The following is a 26322-nucleotide window of genomic DNA, read 5'->3' on the forward strand; positions in this document are numbered from 1 at the left end:
GTGGCTCTGACGTCGCTGCCGAGATGGCGGCTTCCGGGGCCTTGGACGACATCTTCGCCCGGATCGGGCGATCTGGAACTGACCGGGGACGGCCGCTTCATCCCCGGTCTGATCAAGGCCGCTCTCGAACGTGGTCTGCAAGCCGAGCTGAGTGACCATCTGGGCTACGAGAAGGGCTCGGCCGAGGCGTCGCTGTTCGCCAACTCCCGCAACGGCGCCACGTCGAAGACGCTGGCCTCCCAGGTCGGCGAGGTGCCGTTGGACGTCCCGCGGGATCGGGACCGGACGTTCATTCCGCGGCTGGTCCCGAAGGGCTCACGCCGCCTCGGTGGACTCGACGAGATGATCATCAGCCTCTACGCGGGCGGGATGACGCTCCGCGACATCCAGCACCACCTCGCCACGACGATCGGCACCGAGCTCTCGCACGAGACGATCAGCAAGATCACCGACGAGATCGACGAGGAGATCTTGGCCTGGCAACGCAGGCCGCTGGAGTCGCTGTACCCGGTGATCTACCTCGACGCGCTGGTCGTCAAGGTCCGCGACGGCGCGCACGTCATCAACAAGGCCGCGCACATCGCCGTCGGCGTCGACATGGACGGCATCAAGCACGTCCTGGGCATCTGGATCCAGGCCACCGAGGGCGCGAAGTTCTGGGCAGGGGTGTGCGCCGACCTGGCCAACCGCGGCATCCGCGACGTGCTGATCGTGTGCTGCGACGGGCTCACCGGTTTCGCCGAGGCGATCGAGGCGACCTGGACCCAAGCGACCGTGCAGACCTGCACCGTGCACCTGATCCGGGCCGCGATGCGGTTCGTGAACTACAAGGACCGCAAGGCCATCGCGAAGGCCTTCAAGCCGATCTACACCGCCGCGGACGCCGACGCCGCCCGGGTCGAGTTCGACGCCTTCAAGGCCACGCCGCTGGGTCAGAAGTACCCCCACGCGGTCGCGACCTGGGAAGCCGAGTGGGAGCGGTTCATCCCCTTCCTGGCCTTCCCGCCCGAGCTTCGCCGGGTGATCTACACGACGAACTCGATCGAGTCGCTGAACTACCAGCTGCGCATGATCATCAAGAACCGTGGCCAGTTCCCCAACGACACCGCCGTGATCAAGCTGCTGTGGCTATCGATCTGCAACATCGAAGACAAGCGAGCACGCGAGCGCGAGAAGGAACGCGGCAAACCCGCCGCCGAACGCAAGGCCAAGCCCCGACTCGGCGAGGGCCAGGTCGTCACCAACTGGAAGCAAGCCCTCGAGCAGCTCGCTCTGGCCTACCCCGACCGGATCAACCCCCACCTGAAATGACCGGCCCCTTACACAGAAATCTTGACAGGCTCCCCGGGTGGCGCGCCGACGAAGCAAAGCGGGTCGTGTTTCACACCGACAGAGGCTCGACCCACACGGCGAACGCGTTCACCAAGCTGTGCCATCAACTCGGGGTCCGGCAGTCGATGGGCCGGGGCGGGTCCTGCTTCGACAACGCCGTGGTCGAGGCGTTCTTCAGCTCGCTGGAATGGGAGGTCCTCTCACGCAACGAGTTCGCCAACACCCGACAGGCTCAGGCCGTCGTGCTGGACTGGTGCTATGGGTTCTACAACCACGAGCGCCGGCACAGCTCGGCAGGCATGATGAGCCCGGTCAGCTACGAGAACACCGCGGCCCCCGACCGGGAAGCGGCATAGGGAAGCCCTCCACGATTCGGGGGGAACCACAAACAACGGCGGCACCGAAGCCGTCAACGGCCTCATCGAGCTCTACCGCCGCGTCGGACGCGGCTTCCGCAACTACGACAACTACCGACTCAGGATGCTCCTCATCGGCGGCGGACTCGCCCACCCCCACCGGAAGTACGAAAGAGCCACTAATCCATGATCCATCCGTGGATTCCTTCACCACCATGCTCATCCACAGACTCACAGACGCCAGAGGTGACCGGGGTCGACCACGACGGACACGACGGACACGATCAGCAGCCAACCGAGATCCGCAGCCCGCAACCGCCCACACCACAATCTATGCGGACCCACGGTGCGCCCCGAAGGCGGCGCCGAACTGCTCATCTGTGATGAGCCAGCTGACCGCCACCGTCCCGGGCGTTGGGGCCGAGCCAGCCGCAGGCTTGGGACACGCCGATAGTCCTGTCTGATGAATGCGTTGCGAAGACCCAGCCTTCTACAGGGCCAGGAGCAGCAACGTCAGGCCACCATCACGCGGCAGATCGAAGATCGCTCATGACTACATTGCCGTATGCCCGCCATCAACGGCCAGAACCTGTCCGGTTATCCACGAGGCTTCGTCTGAGGCAAGGAAGAGGGCGGCGGAGGCCACATCGTCGGGAGTTCCTGGCCGTTTTAGGGGCTGGACTGCAACCATCATGTCGATAAAAGAAGAGTCGTTTGACAGATACGCGGTTTGTTTGGTGAATGGAACGAACCCCGGTGCTATAGCGTTGCAGCGGATTCCGTCCGCACCATAATCGACGGCGATTGAGCGAGTGAGCCCGATTACGCCCGCTTTGGTGGCCGCATGCGGTCCATGTGTCGGAATACCAACTAGTCCCGATGTAGAAGCTGTGTTGACAATGACTCCGGATCCGCGCCGCTTCATTTCGCGTAGAGCATACTTGCAGCCGTAGTAGACCTGCGTAAGCTCGAACAATACGGTGAAGTCCCAGTCGGCGGTTGGCAAGTCAGCGATTGGGGCCATTCGGACGAGGCCGGCATTGTTGTACATGATGTCGATTTGAGCATGAGCATCGACGGTATACTGGATCAGTTCTGCCACGTCGCCTTCTGAGGTGACGTCGACCCTGCGAAAAGATGCATTTCCGCCATCGTCAACAATTTCCTGGGCAACGAGGCGCCCACCCTCCTCGTCGAAATCAGCGACAATGACGTTTGCGCCCTCGCGAGCGAACCGCAATGCAGCCGCCCTCCCCTGTCCCGATGCCGAGCCTGTGATAACGGCGACCTTGTCAGCGAGCCTGTTCATATTTTCCTTCACTTTCCTCCAGTCCCCCGGAGCACCAATCGGCGGCGACAGCAACTCGTTGACCGCCTACGCCATTCGGGCGAATGGCTGGGGAGGAAGATACCTGAAATGCACCAGTTCGGCCATCGACAGAAATGGATTGAATTTATTCAGATCACGTTTTGGACTCTGCGCAGATGTCGGTGTAGGGGTGCTCGAAGTCAGCGGCCAACGGCTCGAGCCCGGCCGTGCCGTGCTCGCGTGCCGGGTCCGAGTGGCGCGGATTTGAAGTTGTTGGGCGGTTGGACTTGTTGAGGTGAATCGCCCCGGGTTTCGTGGAGGCTCGGTTAGTTGGATCCGACCTCGGTGAGGACCGGGTTCTCACGGTAGGGGCTGATGGCTGGGGCCGCCCAGTGGTTGGTCTCGTACTCAGCCGGTGGGACGAGTCCGATCTCGCCGTGCAGGCGCCTGTGGTTGTACCAGTCGACGTACTCGGCGACGGCGATCTCGACGTCTATCACGGACTTCCAGCCACCCTTGGGGCGCATGACCGGGTTGCGGATGAACTCGGCCTTGAACAGCGAGTTCAGCGCCTCGGCCATCGCATTGTCGTAGCTGTCGCCCTTCGATCCGACGGACAACACGGCCTCTGCTTCGGCGAGCCGCTCGGTGTAGCGAATCGCTCGATACTGGACTCCGCGGTCGCTGTGATGGGTCAGGCCGGTGACGTCCTGGCCGGCGCGCTGTCGTGCCCACAAGCCCATGTCGAGTGCATCCAAGGCCAGATCGGTGCGCAGCGAGGTCGACACCTGCCAGCCCACCATCTTAGAGAAGACGTCCAGGACGAACGCGACGTAGGTCCACCCGGCGTGCGTCCTGACGTAGGTCAGGTCGGCCACCCACAGCTGGTTCGGTGCGGTGGCGACGAGCTTGCGATTGACCAGGTCCTCGGGCCGTTCGGGCTCCGCGCCGTCGCCGATGGTGGTCTTGCGGGTCCTCTCCCGCGGGATCCCGCGCAGACCCTCGGCGCGCATCAATCGCTCGACGGTGCAGCGAGCGACCCGGACGCCTTCGCGGTTGAGCTCGGCGTGGACCTTGCGGGCGCCGTAGACCCCGAGGTGGGCCCGGTGGGCGACCTTGATGTCGGCGACCAGCTCGGCGTCACGCACGCTTCGTGCTCACGGTGACCTTGTCTTGGCGGCGTAGTAGGTGCTCGGGGCGATCTGCACGCCAGCGTCCTTGAGGACCGCGCAGATCGGCTCGACCCCGAACCGGGCGCGCTGCTGGTCGATGTAGTCGACCAGCACCGCGGTGGGCACCTCTACTTGATCTTGCGGTCGAGCTCCGCGGCCGCGAAAAAAGCAGCACTGGTCTTCAAGATCGGCGGATTCAAGCGGTGGGCGCAAGGAACTCTGCGAGCTTCTCTGATGGTGTCAGATAGCCCAGCGTCTTGCGTGGGCGTCCGTTGAGGCTGTCTTGGATCGCGTCCAACTTCTCGCGGCTGACGACGCTCAAGTCGGTGCCCTTGGGCAGGTACTGGCGCAGCAGACCGTTGGTGTTCTCGTTGCTCCCGCGCTGCCAGGGCGAGTGGGGATCGCAGAAGTAGATCGGAATGCCCGTGGCCGTGGTGAACGCGGCGTGCTTGGACATCTCCGCGCCTTGGTCCCAGGTGATCGTCCGGGCCAATGAGGACGGCAGCTTGCTGATCGCGGCGCGCATCGCGGCCTCGACCTGCTCGGCGCTTTTGCCGTCGGGCAGGTGCAGCAGCAGCGTCATTCGCGTCGAGCGCTCAACGAGCGTGCCGACGGCGCTGCGGCTGCCCTGGCCGAGGATGAGATCGCCTTCCCAGTGCCCAGGAACAGCGCGGTCGTCGGCTTCTGCGGGGCGCTCGCTGAGCATCACCATGCCGGGGATGCGGCCGCGGCCGTCAGTGGTTCCGCGAGGCCTGCGTGCAGCTCGTCCGGACCGCAGACACCGCGCCAGCTCGCGGCGCAGCTCGCCCCGGCCTTGCACGAACAGCGACTGGTAGATCGTCTCGTGGCTCACGCGCATCTCCGGATCATCGGCGTGATCCAACCGTAGGCGCGCCGCGATCTCCTCGGGCGACCACAGTTGCTCGAGCCGACTGGTGACCTCCTCAAGCAGCCGGCCCGTCGCGAGCTTGAATGGCTTCGGGCGGCGTGCTTGCTCGCGGGCGCGTTCGTGCGCATGCCAGGCCGAGTAGCCGCAGCGACCGCCGCCGCGCTTCACCTCACGGCTGACGGTCGACACCGCGCGGCCCAGTTGCTCGGCGATCGCGGTGAAGGTGTCGCCACGATTGATCCCCAGCAGGATCTGCTCGCGCTCGTCAATCGTCAGGCAGCCCTGACGTGGTTCCCAGCCGAACGGCTTGGCATCGACGTGCCTGCCGGTGCGGGCCATGATGCCGACCATCGGCGCACTGCAGCCGATCTCCTTGGCGATGTCGACCAGCCGCCAGCCCTTCGCGTGAAGCCTGAGCGCGAGCTGCTTCTGCTCCCGGCTGAGATGACCGTGCTTGCCCTGCATCCGGATCCTCCTGTGATCAGTGACTGCCTCATCTCACAGGACTCGTTGCGCTGACCGCTTGAATCCGCCATCTCGTTGGCCCGACGCAGCTCCCGGACCTCGCGCTCAAGCTCAGCCAGCCTGGTTGCGTCATCAGTCGTCGTGCCCGGCCGAACGCCCCCGTCGATCTCGGCCTGCCGGACCCAGTTCCTTAGCGCCTCGGGATGGACCCCGAGCTGATCGGCGACCCGCTTGATCGCGCCATGAGAAGGTCCTTCCGGGCGTCCAACGCCATCCGCGTCGACCGCTGCTGGAGCTCAGCGCTGTACTTTCCTCGGTGCTGCCATGACTCTCATCCTTCACTGGATTGAGAGCCTCCATCAGACCCGGGCGATTCACGGGCCGAGAGATCCGACGCTGCCTCAAGCGCTACACCACCCGCCAGATCTATCGACACCGAACCCGCAACGCCGCCGCTGCTGCCGAACTGCCCGCCTTCGGCGGCTTGACAGCACATAGAAGCGTCCTGGGACTGCCCCCGGTCTCTTAGACGATCCGAACAGTTCCCTCGCGCAACTCCCGGTCGTACTTCTTCCGCTTTTCTGACGTTGCAATCCCTATTGTCGATGCCTGTAGGGTCCGGAGGGAACCGCATCGGTTACGTCACCCCCGACGACGAGCGCGAAGGCGGGGAGAAGCCATCCGCAAGGTCCGCGAAGCAGGGCTCGAGCAAGCCCGGCTGCGGCGCCTTGCCAGGCACCGAGCGCAACGAGAAGATACGACCACCGCAGGACCCGGCGATGTTGTTGATTCACCGCGGATCTCTATCGCGAACTCAGAAACTCCTCACTGCCTCGGGTGTTCACACCGGTGGACTGTTGGAGGTGTCGTGCGAAGCCCCGCGCAGCCGCAGTTAGCGCATGCTCACTGCTCCAGTACACCCAGACTTGGGCTGCCATCGAGTGTGCTTCGTCAAGAAGAACTGGCCACGGAGCATTGGGATGCGGTTGGAGGTTGTCATCGGCCAGCACGCCGATACCAAGACCTTCCCGCGCCATCGCCACCACTGACGTGGCATTGGCCGATTCGAGCACATAGTTGACCTTGATCCCACCCGTCACCAGCGCCGGCTCCAGGAGGTGGCGCGTCAACCCTCCGGGCCGGCCTGTGAGAATCGGCTGGCCCTGGAGCTCAGCCGTTGTGATGGAGTTCTTGTGGCGCCACGGGTGATCGTCCGGAACGACTAGGACGAGTCTCACTACGCCTAGCAGGCACCCATCGAGCCCATTTTCCGTCCGGAGGAGGGTGGTGACGAAGTCGGATTCGCCGGTCAGAACCCGATCTATCTGAGGTAGGTCAGCGGACTCGTGGAGGGCGACATGGACATTCGGTTCCTCGCTGTGAAAACTTCCGATGAGCGGTGCGAGAAACCGCTGCACATGCGGGTGGGCACATGACATCGTCACCACGCCCGCCTGACCCTTGGACAGGCTCGAGCCCAACGCATGTAGCGAACTTGCTTGGGCCAGCAGCTTGCTGGCATGAGGAAGAAGCTGCGTCCCGGCGCTAGTGATGCGCACGCTGCGCCCCGTCCGCTCGAAAAGCGTCACGCCGAGTTCGCGCTCGAGTGCTCGAACCTGACGCCAAAGTGTCGGCTGCGCCACGCCAGCATTGGCTGCCGCACCGAGGAATGTGCCCTCGCGGGCCACCGCGATGAAGTATTGAAGCTGCCTAAGCTCCATCGAGACTCCGCATGAACTGCGGCGGTGACGGTTCCAACTGGTCCACGCAGCATTGTTTTCTCACGCACAGGGCTTGACTGCTCGCTCTGGCTCCGTGGCCCCATATCTTGAGTCCGTCTAGCTCATGGCCTGCCCTCAACGCGCTGTCAACGATCTGCGTGCGCAGATCGTTGGTCATCCGGTGCTTCGGTACCGAGACGTTGATTGCGTGTAGATCTCCACCTACCCCGTAGGCGGCGACCGCGACAGACATCACGCCCTCTTCGCTCTCCCCATTGCTGGTGGCAAACGCGTCCCTGCACCCCGACGCGAACGCTTCCTTCAGTTGTGACCTGCCGGTTAGGGACCGCTGAGTGACGGCCTCAAGGGCCTCGTGCGGATACACACTGCGAAGCGCATCGGGGTCGAGCTTGCTGAGCATTCGTTGGCCGGTGGACATGGCGTGGGCTGGCAGTGACCATCCGGCCCGGGACCCCACCCGTACCGCCCTCGTGCCCTCGATGAAATGCACGGTACTCCCTCCCAAACGTCCCAAGTGCACTGTCTCTTGGAATTCGGCGTGCAATCCTTCGAGCACCGGCCTTAATGTACCGCGAACGTCCATCCGGTCAATGACACTCAAAGCTCGCGCGCCGCAGCTTCGCATTCTCCCGACAGCCGGGATGACCTCCTCGCTCAGCCCTGATCCACCGATGAGGGTGCCGGTGTGAGCGTGGCGTAGAACGAGAATGCCCTTGCTGGGCGGGAGAATCGGGCTTGCTTAAGGACCGATCTGCTGCCGAGCAAGGGACATCTCGTAAGTAAAAGCCTCTCACACGATCCGGCCCGTTTTCGATGACCCGAACGTGGTGTCGGACGCGGGTCTGGTGCTGGTGGTGCCGAGTCGGCCGGACTGTACGACCTCCTCGAGGAGCGGCTGAGCGTCGCCTCGCCCAACGCGGCAGCCAAGGCGACCAGCGTGATCGGTGGGGGATGCTCGCCGGCGCGGACAGCATCGATGACCTCGACTTGTTGCGGCACGGCGGGATGCCGCGGCTGTTCGCCGGGGTGCGGGCGCCCTCGACGTTGGGCACATTCCTGCGCTCGTTCACCCACGGGCATGTGCAGCAGCCCACGCCATCGGCGGTGATCTCCTCGCGGGCCTGACCGGGCGGGTACCCGCTCTGCTTTCTGGTGGCGATCACGTCGGGGGGTTCGCGTGCATCGATGTCGACGACACCATCCGCGAGGTGCACGGCTATGCCAAGCAGGCTGCTGCCTACGGCTACACCGGGGTGCGGGGGCTGAACATCCAGCTCGCCGTCGTCTCTACGCCGCTGGCCGCGCCGGTCATCGCCCGGGCTCGGCTCCGCAAGGGCAGCACGGCATCTGCCAAGGGCGCAGGCCGGATGCTGGCCCAGGCCATCAGCACCGCCCGGGCCGCGGGCGTGGAGGGTCGGGTCCTGTGCCGGGTTGACTCGGCCTACTACGGGTGGGCGTTCGTCGGCACCGCAATCCGCGCCAATACCTGGTTTACCGCCCGGATGACCAAGACCGTCACCGCGGCGATCGCCAGCATCACCGAGGACGAGTGGGTGCCGATCAAGTACCCCCACGCGATCTGGGAGGAAGCCGAACAACGCTGGATCTCTGATGCCGAGGTCGCCGAAGTGCCCTTCACTGCCTTCACCGGACGCCGCAAAGCCGAGCAGGTGACCTGCCGGCTGATCGTGCGCCGGGTCAAGAAGCTCCAGCGGCTGGCATCGGATGGCACCGCCCAAGGCGAGCTCTTCGCGGCCTACCGACACCACGCGTTCATCACCAACAGCACACTCGGCATGGTCGAGGCCGATCAGCGGCACCGTGACCACGCAATCGTCGAGCAGGTCATCGCCGAACTCAAAGGCAACGCCCTGGCACACCTCCGTCCGGGTCTTACGCAGCCAACGCCGCCTGGGTCTCCCTGGCAGTGATCGCGTTCAACATGGCCCGCGCCGCCGCCGTCGCCGCGACCTGGCCAAGGCCAGATGGGCCACCCTGCGCCGCAGGATCATCAGAGTCCCCAGCCGGCTCGCTTCCACCGCCCGCCGACTCGACTTGCACCTGCCGATCCATTGGCCCTGGGCCCACGGCTGGGAGACCCTGCACGCCCTCGCCGCCGGCCCACCACCCACCGCGACGACCTGACCACCCAGCCCCAGCAGGCGCGACCGAGGACCTCGAAGTGGAAGAGCCGGCACCGACCGGCAGGCCAGCCACGCCCACGAGCCGGGTCCCGCCGCGATCCGCAGAATCAACCACTCACGAATCAACGATGGTGGATCCGGGCTGAAGCCCGCGGGGAACCTCGCGGTCGATGGTCTTGAGGAACTTCAGGAACTCCTCGTGCCGGTGTCGGGGCAGGCACTGGCCGATCACCTTGGCGGTGAGCACATCGAGCGCGGCGAACAAGGTGGTGGTGCCGCTGCGCTTGTAGTCATGGGTCATGGTGCCGGCCGGGCCCGGTGTCATCGGCAAGGACGCCTGGGTGCGGTCCAGTGCCTGGATCTGGGACTTCTCGTTCATGCAGAGCACCACTGCCTGCTCCGGCGGGTTCAAGTAGAGCCCGACCACGTCGATGAGCTTCTCGGTGAACTGCGGGTCGTTGCTGACCTTGAACGTGTCGACCCGGTATGGCTGTAGACCCAGTTCGGACCAGATCCGTTGGACGGTGTCCTTACTGACTCCGACTCGCTCGGCCATCGTGCGACACCGGAAGATGTCAAGCAGTCTGAGACACGTCTCGTTACGCGGTCTGTATGAGGGCCTCCGGTGAGGGCTGGTTGATCCAGGCGGCCTTGGGCAGCTTCGGCGCCTGGGGTCGGCGGTTGCCGAATCGTTCGGGGTGAGCGGCATGCGCGGCGTCGAGGGTGGCCTGACGCTGGACGCGGATCTCGGCGGCGGTGCCGTGGTGGACCGACGCAGGGGTGTGCAGCCCGATCCCGGAATGGCGGTGCTCGTGGTTGTAGTAGGTGAAGAAGGCCTCACAGAACGCCCTCGCGTCGGCCAGCGACCCAAACGCGTCGGGGAAGACAGGCGCGTACTTCAGCGTCTTGAACGCCGACTCGCTGAACGGGTTGTCGTTCGACACTCTCGGTCGGGAATGAGACCGGTCGACACCCAGGTCGAGCAGCAACTGCGCGACGGGTTTGGAGGTCATCGAGGTGCCCCGGTCGGCATGGACCGCCTCAGGGATCCCGTGGTCGCCCATCGCCTCCTCGAGCATGGTCTTGGCGATCTCGGAGTCCTCAGCGTTCTGGACGGTCCAGGCCACGACGTAGCGGGAGAAGATGTCGAGCACGACGTAGAGCTGGAACCAGACCCCGCGGCCGGGACCGCGGAGCTTGGTGATGTCCCACGACCAGATCTGCCCGGGCCCGGTGGCGAGCAGCTCGGGCTTCTTCTTCGCCGGATGGACGGCTTGCCGGCGACGTTCACCGGCCGCGCCGCAGGCACGCAGCAGCCGGTGCATCGTGGACATCGAGCACCAGTAGGTGCCCTCGTCCAGCAGGGTGGCCCACGTCTGCGCCACCGACTTGTCGCAGAACCGCTCGCTGGTCAACGCCGCGAGCACCTGCTCCTGTTCGGCGACAGTGAGCGCGTTCGGTGGCGTGGGCCGCTTCGGTGCCGGGCCATGCACCCTGGGCCGCTGGGCGCGATAGTGGCTACCCCGCGCACGTCCCAACAGGTCGCACGCCTGCTTCACGCTCGTGTGGACGGCGAGCTCGTCGACGGCAGGGTTGATCACCGCTGCGGCGGCTTCGGCGTGCCCGTGCTCTCGGAGAGCGTCTCCAAGAGCGCGTGTGCTTTTCCCACCAGGTCCAACGCGGCCTGCGTCCGGGCCAGCTCGGCCTCGGCCTTCTCCGCACGCGCCCGCAGTTGCTCGATCTCCCGGTCCCGCCGGTCACGTGACTTGGGTCCAAGCGCGGAGCTTGCGCCCGCCCGGGCGGCCTTGCGCCAGTCGACCATATGGGAGGAGTACAGGCCCTCCCGGCGCAAGATCGCGCCCCGCTCGCCGTGGTCGGCGGCGTCGTACTCGGCCAGGATCCTCGCCTTGTACTCCGCGGTGAACGTGCGTCGCTTCGGACGGTCAGCTCTCGGGGTCACCACCCCATCATCGAACGCCGTCGTATCGGCCAACGTCATGGTCATCAGGTGTCTCGCTTCTCGCCCCGTGCAGGGAAGGAACTCAGAAGTGGTGTCTCACCTCAGCCTGACGCACAGGGCACGACCAGTGGGTGTGGCCCGGTGGCGTGGTCTTCGTGGTCAGCTCCACGATCTCGGCGACCTTCTCCTCGGAGAGTGTCGGCTTGCGGCCCCGACCGGGCTTGACCTTGCCCCAGCCCGTCAGACTCTCGGCAGCGAACGCCTTGCGCCAGACGCGGACCGTCACCGCTGTCACACCGTGACGATCCGCTATGACCGTGTTCGCAACACCGTCGGATGCATCGAGCAAGACGCGTGCCCGCACCACCTCGCGATGGGCCGCGGTCGCAGAGCGGGCGACTCGATCCAGGACTTCACGCTGGGCCGGCGTCACCGGCACGGAGCTGCAGCAGAGGTCATACCCCATGGCAGAACCTCACTATATATCTATTTGCGCGACACACCACTAGGTCCGGTGGCGCCGTGTCAGCATCCTGCCCAGGGCGGCAGCGCTGGCACGGACCGCGTTCTCGTGGGACTCGGGGCGGAACCGGCCCACCCGCCCCGTCACGCTGATCGCTGCGAGAGCGGTGGTCCCGTCGGTGTCGAGGACCGGCGCGGCGACGCACAGCAGGCCCGCGGTCGACTCCTCCCGCTCGTACGCGACCCCGCCTTCCAGGACCTGGTCAAGCTGACGGGCCAGCAGCCCTGGGGCGACCAGGGTGCGCGGTGTGTGGCGCTCGAGCGGGCCGTTGAGCACCGCCGCCCGGACCTCCGGGTCGGCGTGTGCCAGCAGTGCCTTGCCGATCGCCGTGCAGTGCATCGGCATCCGTCCGCCCGTGCGCGAGGGGCTCCGGGCCTGGCGGTGGCCACCGATCTTGGCGACGTACACGACCTCGGTGCCCTCCCGGACCCCGAGGTGCACCGTCTCGTGGGTGCGCTCATAGAGATCCTGGAGGTAGGGCATCGCGACCTCGATCAGGGTGCGCTCGGTCGCCGCGCGCATGCCGAGCTCGAAGAGTCCGCCGGCGAGGCGGTAGCCGTATGGCGTCTTGTCGAGCAGTCGGTGCGCCACTAGGTCGCCCGCGACCCGGTGGATCGTTCCCTTCGGCAGGCCAGTGCGGCGCACGAGCTCCGCGAGGGGCAGGTAGCGGTCGTCGATCCGGAACGCCCGGAGAACCGCGACCGCCTTACCGAGCACTGTGTCCAAGGCGTCGGGTGCGGCGCTTCCCGCCTGTTCGTCGGACCCGCCTTCTGGTCGTGCCACGTCCCCACCGTACCGCTGAGTGGAAACACCGTGCGCGGCCGAAACGACCCCACAAGTGCGTTCCGGTGACCGGAACCAGCTAGTACGGCCCCGGACCCTCGGCTGGGCAGAGTGGGTGGCATGACTACCGTTCACGAGCGTTCTTCAGTAGCCGAGGCGTCCAGGCGCCTGAGCCTCGCCCAGCAGACCCGCACACCTTGCACCCCGGTGCGCGACCTGATCGCGGCAGACGCCAAGGCGGCGTATGCCGTGCAGCGCGCTGGTATCGCTTCTCGCGTTGCTTCCGGCGCCGTCGTCGTCGGTCGCAAGGTGGGGCTGACGTCTCCGGCTGTGCAGGCGCAGCTCGGCGTCGACCAACCAGACTTCGGTGTGCTGCTCGACGACATGGGCGACGCGGACGGTGCCACTGTGCCGGTCGCTGACCTGCTGCAGCCCCGCATCGAGGCCGAGGTCGCGTTCGTGCTCGGCGCGGACCTCGCCGAGGGCGCCCTCGACCACGCCCAGGTGCGGGCCGCCGTCGCGCAGGTCGTCCCGGCGCTCGAGATCGTCGACAGCCGGATCGCCGACTGGGACATCACCTTCGCCGACACGGTCGCCGACAACGGGTCAAGTGCCCGCTACGTCCTCGGAGCGGGGTCGCGGACACTCGCCGAAGTCGAGCCCGTTGACGTCGAGATGACGATGACTCGTGACGGGGCGGTCGTCTCGACCGGCAACGGCGCCGCCTGCCTCGGTGACCCGGTCAACGCGCTCGTGTGGCTGGCACGCACCGCCCGCGACCTCGGCGACCCCTTGCGCGCCGGGCAGGTCGTGCTCTCGGGCGCCCTCGGCCCGATGGTCGCCGTCACCGGCGGCGACACCTTCGAGGCCACCATCGCCGGGCTCGGCTCGGTGTCCGTCACGTTCGAGGAAGGAACACTCGCATGAAGACCAAGGTCGCCGTCATCGGCTCCGGCAACATCGGCACGGACCTGATGATCAAGGTCCTGCGCGGTGCCAAGCACCTGGAGATGGGCGCGATGGTCGGCATCGACCCCGACTCCGACGGCCTCGCCCGGGCGAAGCGGATGGGCGTGCAGACTACCCACGAGGGCGTCGACGGGCTCATCGCGCTGTCGGACTTCGACGACATCGACATCGTCTTCGACGCGACCTCCGCGAAGGCCCACAAAGCCAACGCAGCGAAACTCGCGCCGTTCGGGAAGCGCCTCATCGACCTCACTCCGGCCGCCGTCGGCCCGTACGTCATCCCTGCGGTCAACCTCGACGAGCACCTGGACGCACCCAACGTCAACATGGTCACCTGCGGCGGCCAGGCCACCATCCCGGTCGTCGCCGCCATCACACAGGTCGTCCCGGTCGCCTACGCGGAGATCGTCGCCAGCATCGCAAGCCTCAGCGCCGGCCCGGGGACGCGCGCGAACATCGACGAGTTCACCGAGACCACCTCGGCCGCCATCACGCAGGTCGGTGGCGCGCAGCGCGGCAAGGCCATCATCATCCTCAACCCCGCCGACCCGCCGCTGCTGATGCGCGACACCGTGTTCGCGCTCGTCAGTGCGCGTGACCCCGACACCCACGAGCAGATCGTCGCCTCGGTGGAGAAGATGGTCGCCGACGTCGCGGCCTACGTGCCCGGCTACCGCCTCAAGCAGAAGGTCCAGGTCATGCCCGTCCCGGACGACCAGCCGGTCCACACGCTTCTCGAACCCGGCGCCGAGCGGCCCACCCACCAGGTCTCGGTCTTCCTCGAGGTCGAGGGAGCCGCCCACTATCTACCCGCGTACGCCGGCAACCTCGACATCATGACCTCGGCCGCCCTCCAGATGGCCGAGCGCATCGCGGCCTCCGCGACTGACACCACCATGGCCCAGGAGGCTCACGCGTGAGCACCCCCATCTACGTCCAGGACGTCACCCTCCGCGACGGCATGCATGCCGTCCGGCACCGCATCAGCACCGACGACGTCCAGCGCATCGTTATCGCACTCGACGACGCCGGCGTGGACGCCATCGAGGTCGCTCACGGCGACGGCCTCGCCGGCTCGTCGGTCAACTACGGTCCGGGCAGCCACACCGATTGGGAGTGGATCGAGGCCGCCGCCTCCGTGCTGACCAAGGCGCGCCTCACCACGCTGCTCCTGCCCGGCGTCGGCACCATCCAAGAGCTCGAGCACGCCTACGACCTCGGCGTCCGCTCCGTCCGCATCGCCACCCACTGCACCGAGGCCGACGTGTCGGCTCAGCACATCGCCGCCGCGCGTGAGCTCGGCATGGACGTCTCCGGGTTCCTGATGCTGTCCCACATGGCACCCCCGGACGAGCTTGCCCAGCAGGCCAAGCTCATGGAGTCCTATGGCGCACACGCCGTCTACGTGACCGACTCCGGTGGCCGGCTGAGCATGAACGACGTCGTCGCCCGGGTGAAGGCCTACCGCGACGTCCTTGACCCGGAGACCGAGATCGGCATCCACGCCCACGAGAACCTCTCACTGTCGGTCGCCAACAGCGTCGTGGCCGTAGAGAACGGGGTCTACCGCGTCGACGCCTCGTTGGCCGGCCACGGTGCCGGGGCGGGGAACTGCCCCATCGAGCCGTTCATCGCCGTCGCTGATCTGATGGACTTCAAGCACGGCTGCGACCTGTTCAAGCTCCAGGACGCCGCCGACGACATCGTCCGCCCGCTCCAGGACCGGCCCGTGCGCGTCGACCGTGAGACCCTCACCCTCGGCTACGCCGGCGTGTACTCGTCGTTCCTCAGGCACGCCGAGGTCGCGTCCCAGCGGTACGGCGTAGACGTGCGCGACCTGCTGGTCGAGTGCGGGAAGCGGAGCCTGGTCGGTGGGCAGGAGGACATGATCTACGACATCGCTCTCACCCTCGCCGGCCAGAGCTGATCCAACGACGCCGAACAGGCCTTAGTCCTCACGTTCGGTCATGCCGTGAACCTACGCGGCGCCGCCGACATGACAGCTGAGCTTGCGCTTGTCCCGCGTGACAACTGCCAAGGCAACTCGCCGGATCCCGCCACTACGGCGCACCCACCAGGCGCCCCGTCAGGATGGAAGTGCGTCAACGTCCGTCGCCTCCTCGTCTACATCGAGCACCTCATCGAGAAGGGCGCGAACTAAGCTTGGCCAGCTGTACGGCGTAGGTTCCGAGACCGCCCGACGCGCCGATGACCAGCACCAGTTGGGGTCCTCCTCACCTTTTCGTGGTAGCTGGATGGTGAGTTCGCCGAAGCAGAGGTAGATCATCGCGATGAGTGCGGCGGCGCTGTGGTGGCCGTAGCCGCGGTGGTTGATCAACCGGATCTTCGAGTTCAGGCCCTCGAGCTTGGAGTTCGATAGCCCCAGTTCGACCGCGGCCAGGACCCGTTCGCGGTTGGCGCGCACGGTCTTGGACAGGGTCACGAATGCTGGGATGCGGGACCGGCAGGCAGGCTCAGGCCAGCCACCAGTCCAGATGCATGGGAGCGTCGGTGGGGCGGCGAGCCGGTAGAGGTCGCGCAGCCCTTCCTTGAGTTGCCAGCAGCGGTAGAGCACCGAGCCGCTGCGTCGTAGTTCATCGAGCACGTCGAGCTGCTTGGGTTTCAGCGCGTCGGGATCCTTGAGCAGCGCCCATCGGGTGTGTTTGACCCACCGGGCCTGGTTCCGGGCAGGTGGTGGACTGCCCCCCGGTGGTCTGCCGCGGCGTTTCGGACTGGCCAGAATGGCGTCCTGCCTGGCCTTGTCCCGCTCGATGCTCCAAACCCAGCGGCGGGCCTTGTTGATGCCTCGTTGGCGAGCGCGACGACGTGGAAGGGGTCCGCGCACTGGCGGGCTTGGGGTGTCTTGGTGTCGGTGGCCTTCTTGAACGCCGCACCCAGATCCATGCTCACGGCCTGCAGTTGAGCGAATCTGGTCTCGCCGAGCTGGTCGTAGAACTGCTCGAGGGTGGCGGCCTTCTTGCCTTCACCCGCCCAGATCACCGCGCCCTCGCGGTCGTGGTCGGCGACCACGGTGAGATATCGGTGTCCCTTGTGATAGGAGGTGTCAGATTTTCTGTGTGAGGGATCGGTCCATCTGAAAGGAACATGATGGATCTCGTGACCGAGGAACAATCTGGTCGTCGTGGCTCTGACGTCGCTGCCGAGATGGCGGCTTCCGGGGCCTTGGACGACATCTTCGCCCGGATCGGGCGATCTGGAACTGACCGGGGACGGCGGCTTCATCCCCGGTCTGATCAAGGCCGCTCTCGAACGTGGTCTGCAAGCCGAGCTGAGTGACCATCTGGGCTACGAGAAGGGCTCGGCCGAGGCGTCGCTGTTCGCCAACTCCCGCAACGGCGCCACGTCGAAGACGCTGGCCTCCCAGGTCGGCGAGGTGCCGTTGGACGTCCCGCGGGATCGGGACCGGACGTTCATTCCGCGGCTGGTCCCGAAGGGCTCACGCCGCCTCGGTGGACTCGACGAGATGATCATCAGCCTCTACGCGGGCGGGATGACGCTCCGCGACATCCAGCACCACCTCGCCACGACGATCGGCACCGAGCTCTCGCACGAGACGATCAGCAAGATCACCGACGAGATCGACGAGGAGATCTTGGCCTGGCAACGCAGGCCGCTGGAGTCGCTGTACCCGGTGATCTACCTCGACGCGCTGGTCGTCAAGGTCCGCGACGGCGCGCACGTCATCAACAAGGCCGCGCACATCGCCGTCGGCGTCGACATGGACGGCATCAAGAACGGGACTGCGCCAGCGAGGAGGACTCTCTCGGAAAGCTTGCGCATCAGCCCGCTGGTGAACAACCTCACCACCATCTGGGAGATCGCCGAGGCCGCGAGGAGGAGGCCAACCTCGCCGACGCCATACCCGACATCTACGGCACGCAGGGGTACGGCGCTCCCGACCGCCAGGCCGAAGGAGAACAACGCCGCCGCAGCGACATTGGCGATCGCGTCTCTGCAGGCGGGGGAACCGGCGGCGCCGGCCATCACACCTCCCATCGCCAGGACGTCCATCCGTGCCACAGCCCCTCTTTCTGTCCCCGAACGCCCGGAGCCAACGTCGGTCAACCGTAGGCTGAGACGTGCTCGCGACTCATCCGAGGCGTTCGAGGAGCATCGCCTGTCCTTGTCCGCCGCCAACGCACATCGACTCGATGGCGAGCGTGCCGTCGACCGACTCCAACGCGTTCAGCATCGTCGACAGGATCCTTAAGCCGGTCATCCCGAACGGGTGGCCGAGGGCGATGGCGCCACCGAAGGGATTCACGCGGTCGTCGAACGGGTCGATCCCGACCTCGCGGCAGACCGGGATGACTTGTGCCGCGAAGGCCTCGTTGATCTCAAACACGTCGATGTCGGCCATGGTCAGCCCGGCGTCTCTCAACAACTGACGGATCGCCTCGATGGGACCGATACCCATGCGGGACGGATCAACGGCAGAAACGGCCGAGCCAAGGATTCGGGCGCGGGGCGCTAAGCCGAGTTCGCTGGCCCGCCCAGCTTCCATGACCAGCGCGGCCGCAGCGCCGTCATTGAGCGGGCATGAGTTGCCTGCGGTGACCCGCCCGCCTTCACGGAAGATCGCTTGGAGCTGGGCTAGGGAGTCGAGGCTCGAGTTGGATCGCGGGCCCTCGTCCGCTCCGACCACGCTCCCGTCGGGAGTCGTTACTGGCGTAATTTCGCGGTCGGTGAATCCTCCGGCCTGCGCCGCGACCGCGCGCTCCTGGGAGCGCTGGGCGAAACGGTCCATCTCCTCCCGGCTGACAGCGTAGTCATCGGCGACGTTCTCGGCCGTGACCCCCATCGGCGTGAAGACCGCACCGACCGTCTCACCGTCGGCGTCGGGATCGAGCAGCGGGTGCCGCTGAGCGAGGTGGTGACCGTGTCCCACCCGGGAGACGGACTCAACCCCCACGACTGCGATCACCTCACTTTCACCTACTGCAACAGCATGGCCCGCACCGCGCAACGCCTGCAGGGACGAGCCACATAGCCTCGTGACAGTCTGCCCCGGCACACTGTGAGGCAGGCCGGCCAGAAGGGCGATGTTCCGGCCGACGTTGTATCCCTGCTCGCCCCAGGGAAAGCCGCAACCTGTGATGACGTCCGCGACGTCGGCGTCATTCACCTCCGGGTGCCGGTCGAGTAGATCGCGCAAAACTCCTGCGGCGAGGTCGTCGGGACGCATGTCCTTCAAGGCGCCCCTATGCGCACGCCCCACCGGAGTACGCAGAACGTCCACGATTACGGCGTCGCGTAGGGCGTGCATCAGCGGCCGTCTCCGCGTGAGGCGAACTGGTCGACAAACGACTGCACCCCGCGAGCGAAGTTGCCCCTGCGCAAGGCGTCCCAGTGCAGCGCCCGGTCGAACTCAAGTGCTTCGTACAGCGGCAGTTCAGCGCCGGTCAGGACCGCGCGCTTGGCCGCCGACACACCCGTTCGGCCCGCCTTGGCGGCCACCGCCGCTGCGAACGACTCGGCGGCCGCAAGCAACTCATCAGGATGCGCAATACGGTCCACCAGCCCGATCGCGTACGCCTCTTGAGGAGAAACCGGCTTCGCATCCAACACGAAAAGGAGCGCCCTGCTCGGCGTCAGCAGCCGAGCGAGGAACTGGACACCACCGCCGCCGCTGGGCATGGCACCGAAAAGATCCATCTCCGGCACCCCGATCTTGATCCTGTCGTTGTCGGCGGCGTACCGCAGATCGCAGGCCACGGCCAGCTCCAAGCCACCAGCCAGAGTGTGTCCGTTGAGGGCAGCGATGAACAGCACCTGGCTACGCCGCATCCGTTCACACAGTGCCCGAAACCGGTCCATGGTCCGGACGAACTCCTCAATGAGCCCATCGATCCCGACCTGTTGCGCCTGTTCGGCCATCCAGGTGGCGTCGGCACCGGCCGAGAACACCGACAACCCACTGCTCAGCACGACGACCGCCACGGACTCGTCCGCTTGCGTGGCACTGAGCTGGGCATCAAGGGCGTTCAGCAGGTCCGGGGACAGTGCGTTGACCGGCGCGTTCGTCAGCGTCCACCGCTCGAACCCATCCCCGCGGTGGACCTCCAGCGGTGTGGTATCGGTGTTCACCGAATTCCTCCCAGGTGATTGGGGGTGGAGGTGGCGCCCTCCATGGTCGGCATCGGCGCCGCGTCGGCCGTCCCGGAAGCCCAAGTCTTGAGCACCTTCCCTTGGACCTTGCCAACGGCGTCACGTGGCAGCTCGGGTACGAAGTGGACCTGTCGCGGGTACTTGTACGGTGACAGCCGCTCTCGGACGAAGGACTGCAGCTCTGAGGCGAGGGCGTCGTCGGCCGTCACCCCGTCCTGTACCGAGACGAACGCCACCACGATCTCCTGCCGTAGCGGGTCTGGCGCACCCACGACGGCGACCTCACGGACGGCCGGATGGTCTCCGAGTGTCAGTTCTACCTCCGTCGGGGCGACCTTGTAGCCCGCGGTGCTGATCAGGTAGTCGGTGCGACCCAGGTATGTCGCGTTGCCGGTGTCGTCGAACTCGATCAGGTCGTCACACAGAGACCACCCGTCGATGACGTCGCGGCGTTGCAGCTCCGGGCGGTTCCAGTAGGTCAGGCCGGTGAGACCCCGGACCGCCATCTGCCCCGGCCCGGACTCGATGGGTTCGACACGGCCCTCGGTCTGACGCACGACTCTGACCTCGTAGCCGGGGAGTGCGCGGCCGAGGGAACCCGGCGGGAAGACTTCACCGTGTCGTGGGGTCAGTGGCCAGGTCGCGAAGGCGGTGCTGCCGTAGTTGTTGATCAGCTCAAGGCCACGTTCAAGCCAGCGGCGGCGTACGTCCGTTGCCGACGCCGACTGCCACATCGCGTATGCCCGGTGCAACGAGGGCAGCTCCATGGACCTCTCGTCGAGCACGTCTGCCATCCGGACCCACGTGGCGGTGATCGCGGTGAAGACGTTGATCTCGTAGTCGTTGATGGCCTCCACGATTCGCCGTGGGTCTCGGAATTCTTCGATGAGCACGGCGGTTGCGCCGTGCAGCAGTGTGAAGTTGGTGTGGTAGATGAAGCCGAGCGCGTGGCCGGCTGGTGCTGCAGCAGCCCACCGCTGGCCGGGACCGGCGCCGGTGACCTCCGCGAGAGCGTAGCCGCCCAGCAGGAACCGCCGGTGAGTGTGGTAACAGCCCTTCGGTTGACCGGTAGTGCCTCCGGTGTGCCAGATGACGGCAACGCCGTCGCTCGGGGTCCGGGGCAGGGACACCCCCTCGGCGTCCGCATCCTTACTCAGCGACCGCAGGTCCCGGTAGGAGGAGTCCTTTAGCGGGGTCTCGCCGAACACGAGGACCTCCTCAACATCGGTCCCCGCGACGGCCTCGGCGACGCCAGCGGCGATCTCGGAACCACCGACCACCACCAGCAGGCGTGCGCCGGTGTCCTCGACGAAGAAACGCAGCTCGTCTGGACGCGACTGCACAGGCGTCGGAACGACGACCGCTCCGGCCTTCCAGGCGGCCAGCATGGCGACGATGAGCTCGGGCACGTTCGGGCCCCGGAAGGCGATGCGGTCGCCGGTCTGCACGCCGCGGTGAACAAGACCCTCCGCGAGCCGGGTGCTCACGTCGGCCACCTCGCGATAACTGTAGGAGCGTCCGGACTCGGCGTGGACCAGCGCAACCGCGTCGCCATGACCGGCCTCGACCTGCGCATCGCTCAGTGCCCATCCGGTGCTGGACCAATCGCCCACGCGCGGATCGTCCGAGCTGGTGTACTCCGGCTGTTCGTCCGGTGGCACCAGGCAGTGTGCCGGGATGGTGGAATCGGGGTAGGTGTCTTTCATCGCGACATCCTTGAGCTCGTGGTCGCCACCTGGTCTGGCTCCGCATCTCCTCCGAGTAGATCGCGAACCCGGGCGGTGAACTGGTCGAGAGATCCCGGGGCCGCCCCGAGGACGTAGCGGTCGGGCCGGAGTATGGCCACGTCGGCTCCCTGGGCATCGAGCCATTCAACCAGGGAGGGGTCCGGGTCCGGGAGGTCTGCAACCGTTGTAACCCATGCGCCGACGACCTCCTTCCACCAGGCCGCGGTAGAGCCTAGAGCGGTGTCGTCCCGGGCGAGTACGAGGAACCGCTGGCCCACCGCGTCGTCGAGGGGCACGCCGGCAACGGGAGGCTGACCGAACAGGCCGCCCCCGCCCTCCAGCACCAGTGGCCCCGGCAGCAGCGGGGGCAGTCCGAACAGCAGTGACCGGTGATCCGATCGGATCGCGGCGTCACGCTCCTGCGCCGCCTGCGGGTCGATCGTGCCTACGATGGCACCGTAGTCGATGGCGCGCTTCACAACCTCTCGTACGTGGGGGCTGCGCTCCGTCTCATAGGTGTCGAGGAGCGCCTCGGGAGCGCCCTCGAGGACTCGGTGTAGCTTCCATGCCAAGTTGGTGGCATCCCGGAACCCCGAGCACATGCCCTGCCCGAGAAAAGGCGGCATCTGGTGCGCCGCGTCCCCAGCGAGCAGGATCCGGCCAGAACGCCACCTCTGTGCGATGAGGCCATGGAAGGTGTACACCGCCGCACGTTCGACGGTGACCGGCTGGTCACCGATGAGCTTGCGCAGCACCTCGTCCACACGCTCGGGGCGCTGCATCGTAGCCGCTTCCTCACCGGGAAGGAGCATAAACTCGATCCGGTGCCGCCGACCCGGCATCGGGATGATCACGTGCGGGCGCGCGGGGTCACACACGTACACAGCCTGCGGAGGCAGGCCCGCGTGGTCCTCGCCCAGCAAGAGGTCCACGACGAGCCACTGCTCGTGAAATCCCAGGTCCTCGAGTGCCAGGTCGAGCATCTCGCGGACGGGACTGGTGGCGCCGTCGCAGCCGACGACGTAACGGGCGTTGACCTCGACAGGGGACCCGTTCCCTCGCTTGGCTGCCCGAAGGGTGACCCAGTCGAGCTGCTGCGCGACGTCCACGACCTCAGCCTCGAGGTGGACGTCCACGTTGGGCAGCGCCGTGACGGCCGCTCGCAGCGCACGGTCGAAGCCGGGTTGGTGGAAGTACACGCTCGTCGGCACTCCGGACCATGTCGGCTGGTCGCCGGGGAGCCGCATCAACACGTCACCGTCGGCGGCGAGGAACTCGATCCCGGGGTTGGGGATCGTGGAAGGGAGCAACTCTGCCAGGCATCCAAGTTCCTGGACCGCCCGCAGGCCGGTGTGATCGATGTGCGCCGCGCGGGGAAGCGGAAAGACCTCCAGGTCGCGCTCCAGCACGATCACGTCGACCCCGCGGCGGCCCAGTAGGCCGGCGAGTATCGCGCCCACCGGGCCCATCCCCACGATGGCCACGTCGAAGAGACGGCCTGGATCGGAAGGACCCCGTCCGAGGACCGGACTTTGTTCTGATTTCATGTCGGTCTCCTCCAGAAGGGGGCGTTCAGTCATCGCTCGGGTCGCTTCCGAGCACGGTCACCGCGACGGCGGCCGTATCGCCGCCCGCGAAACCGCCGGCACTCTCCGCCAGGCCGATGCGTACATCTGGGACCTGTCGATCGCCTGCCTCGCCACGAATCTGGTGCCCCAGCTCGATCACCTGCGCGAGCCCGGTGGCGGCGACGGGATGCCCTCGCGACTCGAGGCCACCGCTGGTGTTGACCGGCAGTCGGCCCCCGAGCGACGTGACCTCCTCGGCGACCAATCGATCACCGGTTCCCCGCTCGCAGAACCCCAGCTCTTCATAGGCAAGGAGCTCGTTGAACGAGACGGAGTCATGAACCTCGGCGACATCGACCTCTCCCGGTGTAATCCCCGCCTCCGTATATGCCCGCGTAGCCACCTCGCGGATCGCCGCACCCGGTCCTTCCGCGCTGGCCATGCCCACCACGGAACCGCGGATCCACACCGGCTTGTGCTCCGGGCGCACCGAAGCTGCCGAGGTGACAACCACGGCAGAGGCACCGTCGCTGATCGGAGCGCACATGAACGCGGTGATCGGATCGGCGATGACCTTGGAGGCCAGCACGTCCTCGACGGTCACCGGGTCGGTGTACTGGGCCATCGGGTTGAAGCTGGCGTGCCGGCGGTTCTTGACCGCGATTGCGGCGAGCACGTCGCCCGACAGCCCGTGGGCGTCGGCGTACGCTCGTAGCCGCGGAGGATAGACGGCCGATACGAACACACTCTCGCGTGAGGCGTCGATGCCAGCGCCGGCCACGAAATCGATGTCCGCAGCACCGTTCAGCGCCATGTATGTCGCCTCCCGGCTGCTGCCGACCAGCTTCTCCACGCCCAGCACGAGCACCGTCTTCGCCGCGCCCGCACGGACGGCGTGCACCGCAAGGTTGAGAGCGCTAGACGAACCTGCGCAGGCATTGTCGATGTTGTAGACAGGGATCCCGGAAAACCCGTTCGCCCGCAGCACGGTCTGGCCCACGACACTGACCTGACCGGTGATGATCGAGGCCATAGCGTTGGCGACGAACGCCATCTCAATGTCCTCAGTCTCCAGGTGCGCGTCGGCCAGAGCCGCGCGCACCGCCTCGCCCCCGAGATCCTTCAGCGACCGGTCAGGGAACCGCCCGAAGCGGGTCATGCCCAGGCCGACAACGGCCACGCTCGCGTTCATCGGGCACCCGCCGTGTTGAGGTTCCGCTCAAAGCGCAGCACTGCCTCGTGCAGCGGGCCCCGCTGGTCCAGGACGACGAGATGACCACAGTCAGGGAGCACCTCGAGGTCACCTCGCGGGGCCGACTTGGCGCAGGCACGGGCGACGTCCACAGCGATGACATCGTCATCCTCGCCGTGCACGAACAGCACCGGCACGCCGACTGCAGAACACACCGGCTCGGGGGCGAACTCTCCCAGCACGCTGACGCCCTGCAGTGCCGACCGCAAAGGCGTGCCGCCAAACGTCCGTTCAATCCAGGCCAACGTCGCCTCGCTCTGCGGCTGCCGACAGAGCACGGCCGCCGACCGCCGAGCGAAGTCCGGCCAGTCGCGCCGCATGGACCTTGCCATCCGCTCGGCCGGGAACACGGTGGAGCTCGGGACACCGACGGCCACGATGCCGGCGATGCGAGAGTCCTCCCGGGCCGCGAGACTCAGCCCCACGGCTGCCCCGAAGGCGAAGCCCACAATCAGCACGTCAGTCAGGTCCAGTTCTTCCAGCAGCGCGGCAACCGCGCCGACATGGGCCTCCATGTCGTAAGGCTCGGCCACCGCATCTGACCGACCGAAGCCCGGCAGATCGGGGATCACAACCTCGTGGTCGTTGACGAGCAGCTCCTCCTCGTAGGCCCACAGCGAACCGTCGAGGCACCACCCGTGCAGGAGCAACACCGGTCGACCACAACCCCGGCGGACATAAGACATGCCTCGTGCCGTCTCGGCACGGGTCATGTCGGAACTGGGGACTCTCACATGAACCTCCCACCGGTGACCTCGAGTACGGCACCGGTCATATAGCTGGACAGATCGCTGGCGAGGAACAGCACGACGGTTGCGACCTCGCGGGGGTCAGCGGCGCGACCGAGGGGAACCTCGGCGAGCTTCTGCTGAAGAATGTCATTGCGCAGCCCCGACGTCATTGGGGTGTCGACAAGGCCGGGCTGGACCGCATTGACGCGAACGCCACGGTGCGCGAGCTCCTTGGCGGCGGCCTTGGTGAACCCCACGACACCGGCCTTGGCCGCCGAGTAGTTGGTCTGTCCGACGAGGCCGACCTTGCCGGAAATGGACGAGATATTGACAATCGAGCCGCTGCCCTGCTCGCGCATGACAGCGGCACCCGCCTGGGTGACCAACATCATCCCTTGAAGATTGACCTCGAACACAGCCTGCCACGCCTCCAGGGTCATGTGGCGCAAGGTGGCGTCGCGGGTAATGCCGGCGTTATTGACGACGACGTCCAGGCTCCCCCACTGCTCGACGGCGGCACCCACAGCGGCTTCGGCATCGACCTGGGACCGGACATCCACGGCCAGCCCTAAGGCGGTGTCGGCTGCGTGCTTCGCGTTGATAACGTCGGCAGCGGCCTGGGCCTCCTCGCCGTCGATGTCCGCGACCAGGACCCTCGCGCCCGCGTCTGCGAGGCACTCGGCGGTGGCCCGACCGATCCCTTGCGCGGCGCCGGTCACGAGCGCGACCTTGCCGGCCAGCAGGCTCATGACACGTTCTCCGCCGACTGAGGTCCGCATCGGATCATCAACCCGATGTGGCCACTCTGAACCACCTCGCCGCGCTGGTTGATGATCCGGAAAAGCCGGTCGACGATCCCGCGGTCCCCCCCGCTGGTCAACCTCTTACCAGCGATCTCTACCGTCGCGTGCAACGTGTCCCCCACAAACACCGGCTTCTCGAACCGCCAGTCGGTGATGTCGAGCATCGCCATCGCCGACCCGGAGAACAGTCCGCTTCTGTCGAGCAAGCCCGTCATCATCACGACGCTGAACAGGCCGTACACGACTGGGCGCCCGTAAATGGTCCCCTTGGTGAACTCCTGATCGGTGTGAATCGGGTTCCAGTCCCCAGACAGCATCGCGAAGTTGACCAGATCTGTCTCGGTGACCGTCCTAGCCGGCAACGTGAAGACCTGTCCCGGCTCGAGATCGTCGTAGTAGAGAGGCACCCCCACATATTACATACGACTGAATTCATGAGTCAACTGTTGGGCGATCACGAGACGCGAC

General features: G+C 66.4%; 25 protein-coding genes, 5 pseudogenes and 1 other annotated feature. Of the genes and pseudogenes, 8 read left to right on the forward strand and 22 right to left on the reverse strand.

The window, feature by feature from the left end; translation table 11 throughout:
• The first annotated feature begins 23 nt into the window (after positions 1-23).
• From J2S59_RS17260 to J2S59_RS20375, 3 genes and pseudogenes are all read left to right on the forward strand, one after another.
• Positions 24-1311 (forward strand): annotated as a pseudogene (locus tag J2S59_RS17260) (IS256 family transposase).
• Between the two features lie 65 nt (positions 1312-1376).
• Entirely contained in the window at positions 1377-1688 is a 312-nt protein-coding gene (locus J2S59_RS17265) for an integrase core domain-containing protein (RefSeq protein WP_246360415.1), read from the forward strand.
• A 19-nt stretch (positions 1689-1707) separates the two neighbouring features.
• A pseudogene (locus tag J2S59_RS20375) lies at positions 1708-1878 on the forward strand (transposase); the annotation flags it as partial.
• A 363-nt stretch (positions 1879-2241) separates the two neighbouring features.
• Here J2S59_RS20375 and J2S59_RS17270 read toward each other — a convergent pair.
• From J2S59_RS17270 to J2S59_RS20385, 7 genes are all read right to left on the reverse strand, one after another.
• A complete protein-coding gene (locus tag J2S59_RS17270) occupies positions 2242-2997 on the reverse strand; it encodes an SDR family NAD(P)-dependent oxidoreductase (protein ID WP_181642131.1) in 756 nt (251 codons plus the stop codon).
• Between the two features lie 326 nt (positions 2998-3323).
• Positions 3324-4145 (reverse strand): IS3 family transposase, encoded by an 822-nt coding sequence (locus tag J2S59_RS17275; protein WP_181642421.1) that lies wholly within the window; start codon positions 4143-4145, stop codon positions 3324-3326.
• A gap of 9 nt (positions 4146-4154) precedes the next feature.
• Complete coding sequence (locus J2S59_RS17280) at positions 4155-4295, reverse strand: hypothetical protein (RefSeq protein ID WP_181642420.1); 141 nt, start codon at positions 4293-4295, stop codon at positions 4155-4157.
• Positions 4191-4340 (reverse strand) — a sequence feature (AL1L pseudoknot). It overlaps the preceding gene by 105 nt.
• A 25-nt stretch (positions 4341-4365) precedes the next feature.
• Positions 4366-5448, reverse strand: a complete 1083-nt coding sequence (locus J2S59_RS17285) for an IS30 family transposase (RefSeq protein ID WP_442417834.1) — start codon at positions 5446-5448, stop codon at positions 4366-4368.
• The gene (locus tag J2S59_RS20380) at positions 5331-5759 is read right to left on the reverse strand and encodes a transposase (RefSeq protein ID WP_370871547.1); all 429 of its coding nucleotides are present in this window, start codon (positions 5757-5759) and stop codon (positions 5331-5333) included. The genes J2S59_RS17285 and J2S59_RS20380 overlap by 118 nt, the downstream gene beginning before the upstream one ends.
• Before the next feature lie 567 nt (positions 5760-6326).
• On the reverse strand, positions 6327-7244 hold the full coding sequence (locus J2S59_RS17295) for a LysR family transcriptional regulator (RefSeq protein WP_181641504.1): 918 nt from the start codon (positions 7242-7244) through the stop codon (positions 6327-6329).
• Positions 7234-7890, reverse strand: coding sequence for an IclR family transcriptional regulator (locus tag J2S59_RS20385; RefSeq protein ID WP_368668667.1), 657 nt, complete (start codon positions 7888-7890; stop codon positions 7234-7236). The genes J2S59_RS17295 and J2S59_RS20385 overlap by 11 nt, the downstream gene beginning before the upstream one ends.
• 172 nt (positions 7891-8062) lie before the next feature.
• On the opposite strand from J2S59_RS20385, the pseudogene J2S59_RS17300 reads away from it, so the two are divergent.
• Positions 8063-9410: pseudogene (locus J2S59_RS17300) on the forward strand (IS1380 family transposase).
• A 147-nt stretch (positions 9411-9557) separates the two neighbouring features.
• On the opposite strand, the pseudogene J2S59_RS17305 reads toward J2S59_RS17300, so the two are convergent.
• The 5 genes and pseudogenes from J2S59_RS17305 to J2S59_RS17325 all read right to left on the reverse strand — a co-directional run.
• Positions 9558-9971: pseudogene (locus J2S59_RS17305) on the reverse strand (IS630 family transposase); the annotation flags it as partial.
• Positions 9972-10008: 37 nt separating this feature from the next.
• Positions 10009-11010: an IS3 family transposase gene (locus J2S59_RS17310; protein WP_068124538.1), complete on the reverse strand. Its 1002-nt coding sequence runs from the start codon at positions 11008-11010 to the stop codon at positions 10009-10011.
• Positions 11007-11414 (reverse strand): transposase, encoded by a 408-nt coding sequence (locus J2S59_RS17315; protein ID WP_292606269.1) that lies wholly within the window; start codon positions 11412-11414, stop codon positions 11007-11009. Before J2S59_RS17315 ends, J2S59_RS17310 begins: the two co-directional genes overlap by 4 nt.
• A 37-nt stretch (positions 11415-11451) precedes the next feature.
• Positions 11452-11835 carry a helix-turn-helix domain-containing protein gene (locus tag J2S59_RS17320; protein WP_306825335.1) on the reverse strand — a complete coding sequence of 128 codons (384 nt, stop codon included), beginning with the start codon at positions 11833-11835 and terminating at the stop codon, positions 11452-11454.
• Positions 11836-11874: 39 nt separating this feature from the next.
• Positions 11875-12675, reverse strand: a complete 801-nt coding sequence (locus tag J2S59_RS17325; RefSeq protein WP_220138335.1) for an IclR family transcriptional regulator — start codon at positions 12673-12675, stop codon at positions 11875-11877.
• A gap of 120 nt (positions 12676-12795) precedes the next feature.
• Between J2S59_RS17325 and J2S59_RS17330 the strand changes: the two genes are divergently transcribed.
• Genes J2S59_RS17330 through dmpG form a run of 3 tightly spaced genes read left to right on the forward strand, consistent with a single transcriptional unit; the run spans position 12796 to position 15571 of the window.
• The gene (locus J2S59_RS17330; protein WP_068118286.1) at positions 12796-13602 is read left to right on the forward strand and encodes a 2-keto-4-pentenoate hydratase; all 807 of its coding nucleotides are present in this window, start codon (positions 12796-12798) and stop codon (positions 13600-13602) included.
• Complete coding sequence (locus tag J2S59_RS17335; protein WP_068118288.1) at positions 13599-14564, forward strand: acetaldehyde dehydrogenase (acetylating); 966 nt, start codon at positions 13599-13601, stop codon at positions 14562-14564. Before J2S59_RS17330 ends, J2S59_RS17335 begins: the two co-directional genes overlap by 4 nt.
• Complete coding sequence (gene dmpG, locus J2S59_RS17340) at positions 14561-15571, forward strand: 4-hydroxy-2-oxovalerate aldolase (protein ID WP_068118289.1); 1011 nt, start codon at positions 14561-14563, stop codon at positions 15569-15571. The genes J2S59_RS17335 and dmpG overlap by 4 nt, the downstream gene beginning before the upstream one ends.
• Before the next feature lie 159 nt (positions 15572-15730).
• Here the strand turns inward: dmpG and J2S59_RS17345 are convergent, their stop codons facing one another.
• Both J2S59_RS17345 and J2S59_RS17350 read right to left on the reverse strand, forming a co-directional pair.
• The gene (locus J2S59_RS17345; protein ID WP_306825467.1) at positions 15731-16384 is read right to left on the reverse strand and encodes a transposase; all 654 of its coding nucleotides are present in this window, start codon (positions 16382-16384) and stop codon (positions 15731-15733) included.
• Positions 16267-16776 (reverse strand): transposase, encoded by a 510-nt coding sequence (locus tag J2S59_RS17350; RefSeq protein ID WP_306825336.1) that lies wholly within the window; start codon positions 16774-16776, stop codon positions 16267-16269. The genes J2S59_RS17345 and J2S59_RS17350 overlap by 118 nt, the downstream gene beginning before the upstream one ends.
• 33 nt (positions 16777-16809) lie before the next feature.
• On the opposite strand from J2S59_RS17350, the pseudogene J2S59_RS17355 reads away from it, so the two are divergent.
• Positions 16810-17401, forward strand: a pseudogene (locus J2S59_RS17355) (IS256 family transposase); the annotation flags it as partial.
• Between the two features lie 354 nt (positions 17402-17755).
• Here J2S59_RS17355 and J2S59_RS17360 read toward each other — a convergent pair.
• The 8 genes from J2S59_RS17360 to J2S59_RS17395 all read right to left on the reverse strand — a co-directional run bounded on the left by J2S59_RS17360 (position 17756) and on the right by J2S59_RS17395 (position 26261).
• Positions 17756-18931 carry an acetyl-CoA C-acyltransferase gene (locus J2S59_RS17360; protein ID WP_068122041.1) on the reverse strand — a complete coding sequence of 392 codons (1176 nt, stop codon included), beginning with the start codon at positions 18929-18931 and terminating at the stop codon, positions 17756-17758.
• A complete protein-coding gene (locus tag J2S59_RS17365) occupies positions 18931-19752 on the reverse strand; it encodes an enoyl-CoA hydratase/isomerase family protein (protein ID WP_068122044.1) in 822 nt (273 codons plus the stop codon). The genes J2S59_RS17360 and J2S59_RS17365 overlap by 1 nt, the downstream gene beginning before the upstream one ends.
• Positions 19749-21479: an acetate--CoA ligase gene (locus J2S59_RS17370; RefSeq protein WP_306825337.1), complete on the reverse strand. Its 1731-nt coding sequence runs from the start codon at positions 21477-21479 to the stop codon at positions 19749-19751. Before J2S59_RS17370 ends, J2S59_RS17365 begins: the two co-directional genes overlap by 4 nt.
• Positions 21476-23080, reverse strand: coding sequence for a bifunctional 3-(3-hydroxy-phenyl)propionate/3-hydroxycinnamic acid hydroxylase (locus J2S59_RS17375; RefSeq protein ID WP_306825338.1), 1605 nt, complete (start codon positions 23078-23080; stop codon positions 21476-21478). The genes J2S59_RS17370 and J2S59_RS17375 overlap by 4 nt, the downstream gene beginning before the upstream one ends.
• Complete coding sequence (locus tag J2S59_RS17380; protein WP_306825339.1) at positions 23073-24260, reverse strand: thiolase family protein; 1188 nt, start codon at positions 24258-24260, stop codon at positions 23073-23075. Before J2S59_RS17380 ends, J2S59_RS17375 begins: the two co-directional genes overlap by 8 nt.
• Complete coding sequence (locus J2S59_RS17385; RefSeq protein WP_306825340.1) at positions 24257-24973, reverse strand: alpha/beta fold hydrolase; 717 nt, start codon at positions 24971-24973, stop codon at positions 24257-24259. The genes J2S59_RS17380 and J2S59_RS17385 overlap by 4 nt, the downstream gene beginning before the upstream one ends.
• Positions 24974-25050: 77 nt before the next feature.
• Positions 25051-25800 carry a 3-oxoacyl-ACP reductase FabG gene (gene fabG / locus J2S59_RS17390; protein ID WP_306825341.1) on the reverse strand — a complete coding sequence of 250 codons (750 nt, stop codon included), beginning with the start codon at positions 25798-25800 and terminating at the stop codon, positions 25051-25053.
• Positions 25797-26261: a MaoC/PaaZ C-terminal domain-containing protein gene (locus tag J2S59_RS17395; protein ID WP_306825342.1), complete on the reverse strand. Its 465-nt coding sequence runs from the start codon at positions 26259-26261 to the stop codon at positions 25797-25799. Before J2S59_RS17395 ends, fabG begins: the two co-directional genes overlap by 4 nt.
• Positions 26262-26322: the final 61 nt, after the last annotated feature.

The sequence above is a fragment of the Nocardioides massiliensis genome (assembly GCF_030811215.1).
GTDB lineage: Bacteria > Actinomycetota > Actinomycetes > Propionibacteriales > Nocardioidaceae > Nocardioides_A > Nocardioides_A massiliensis.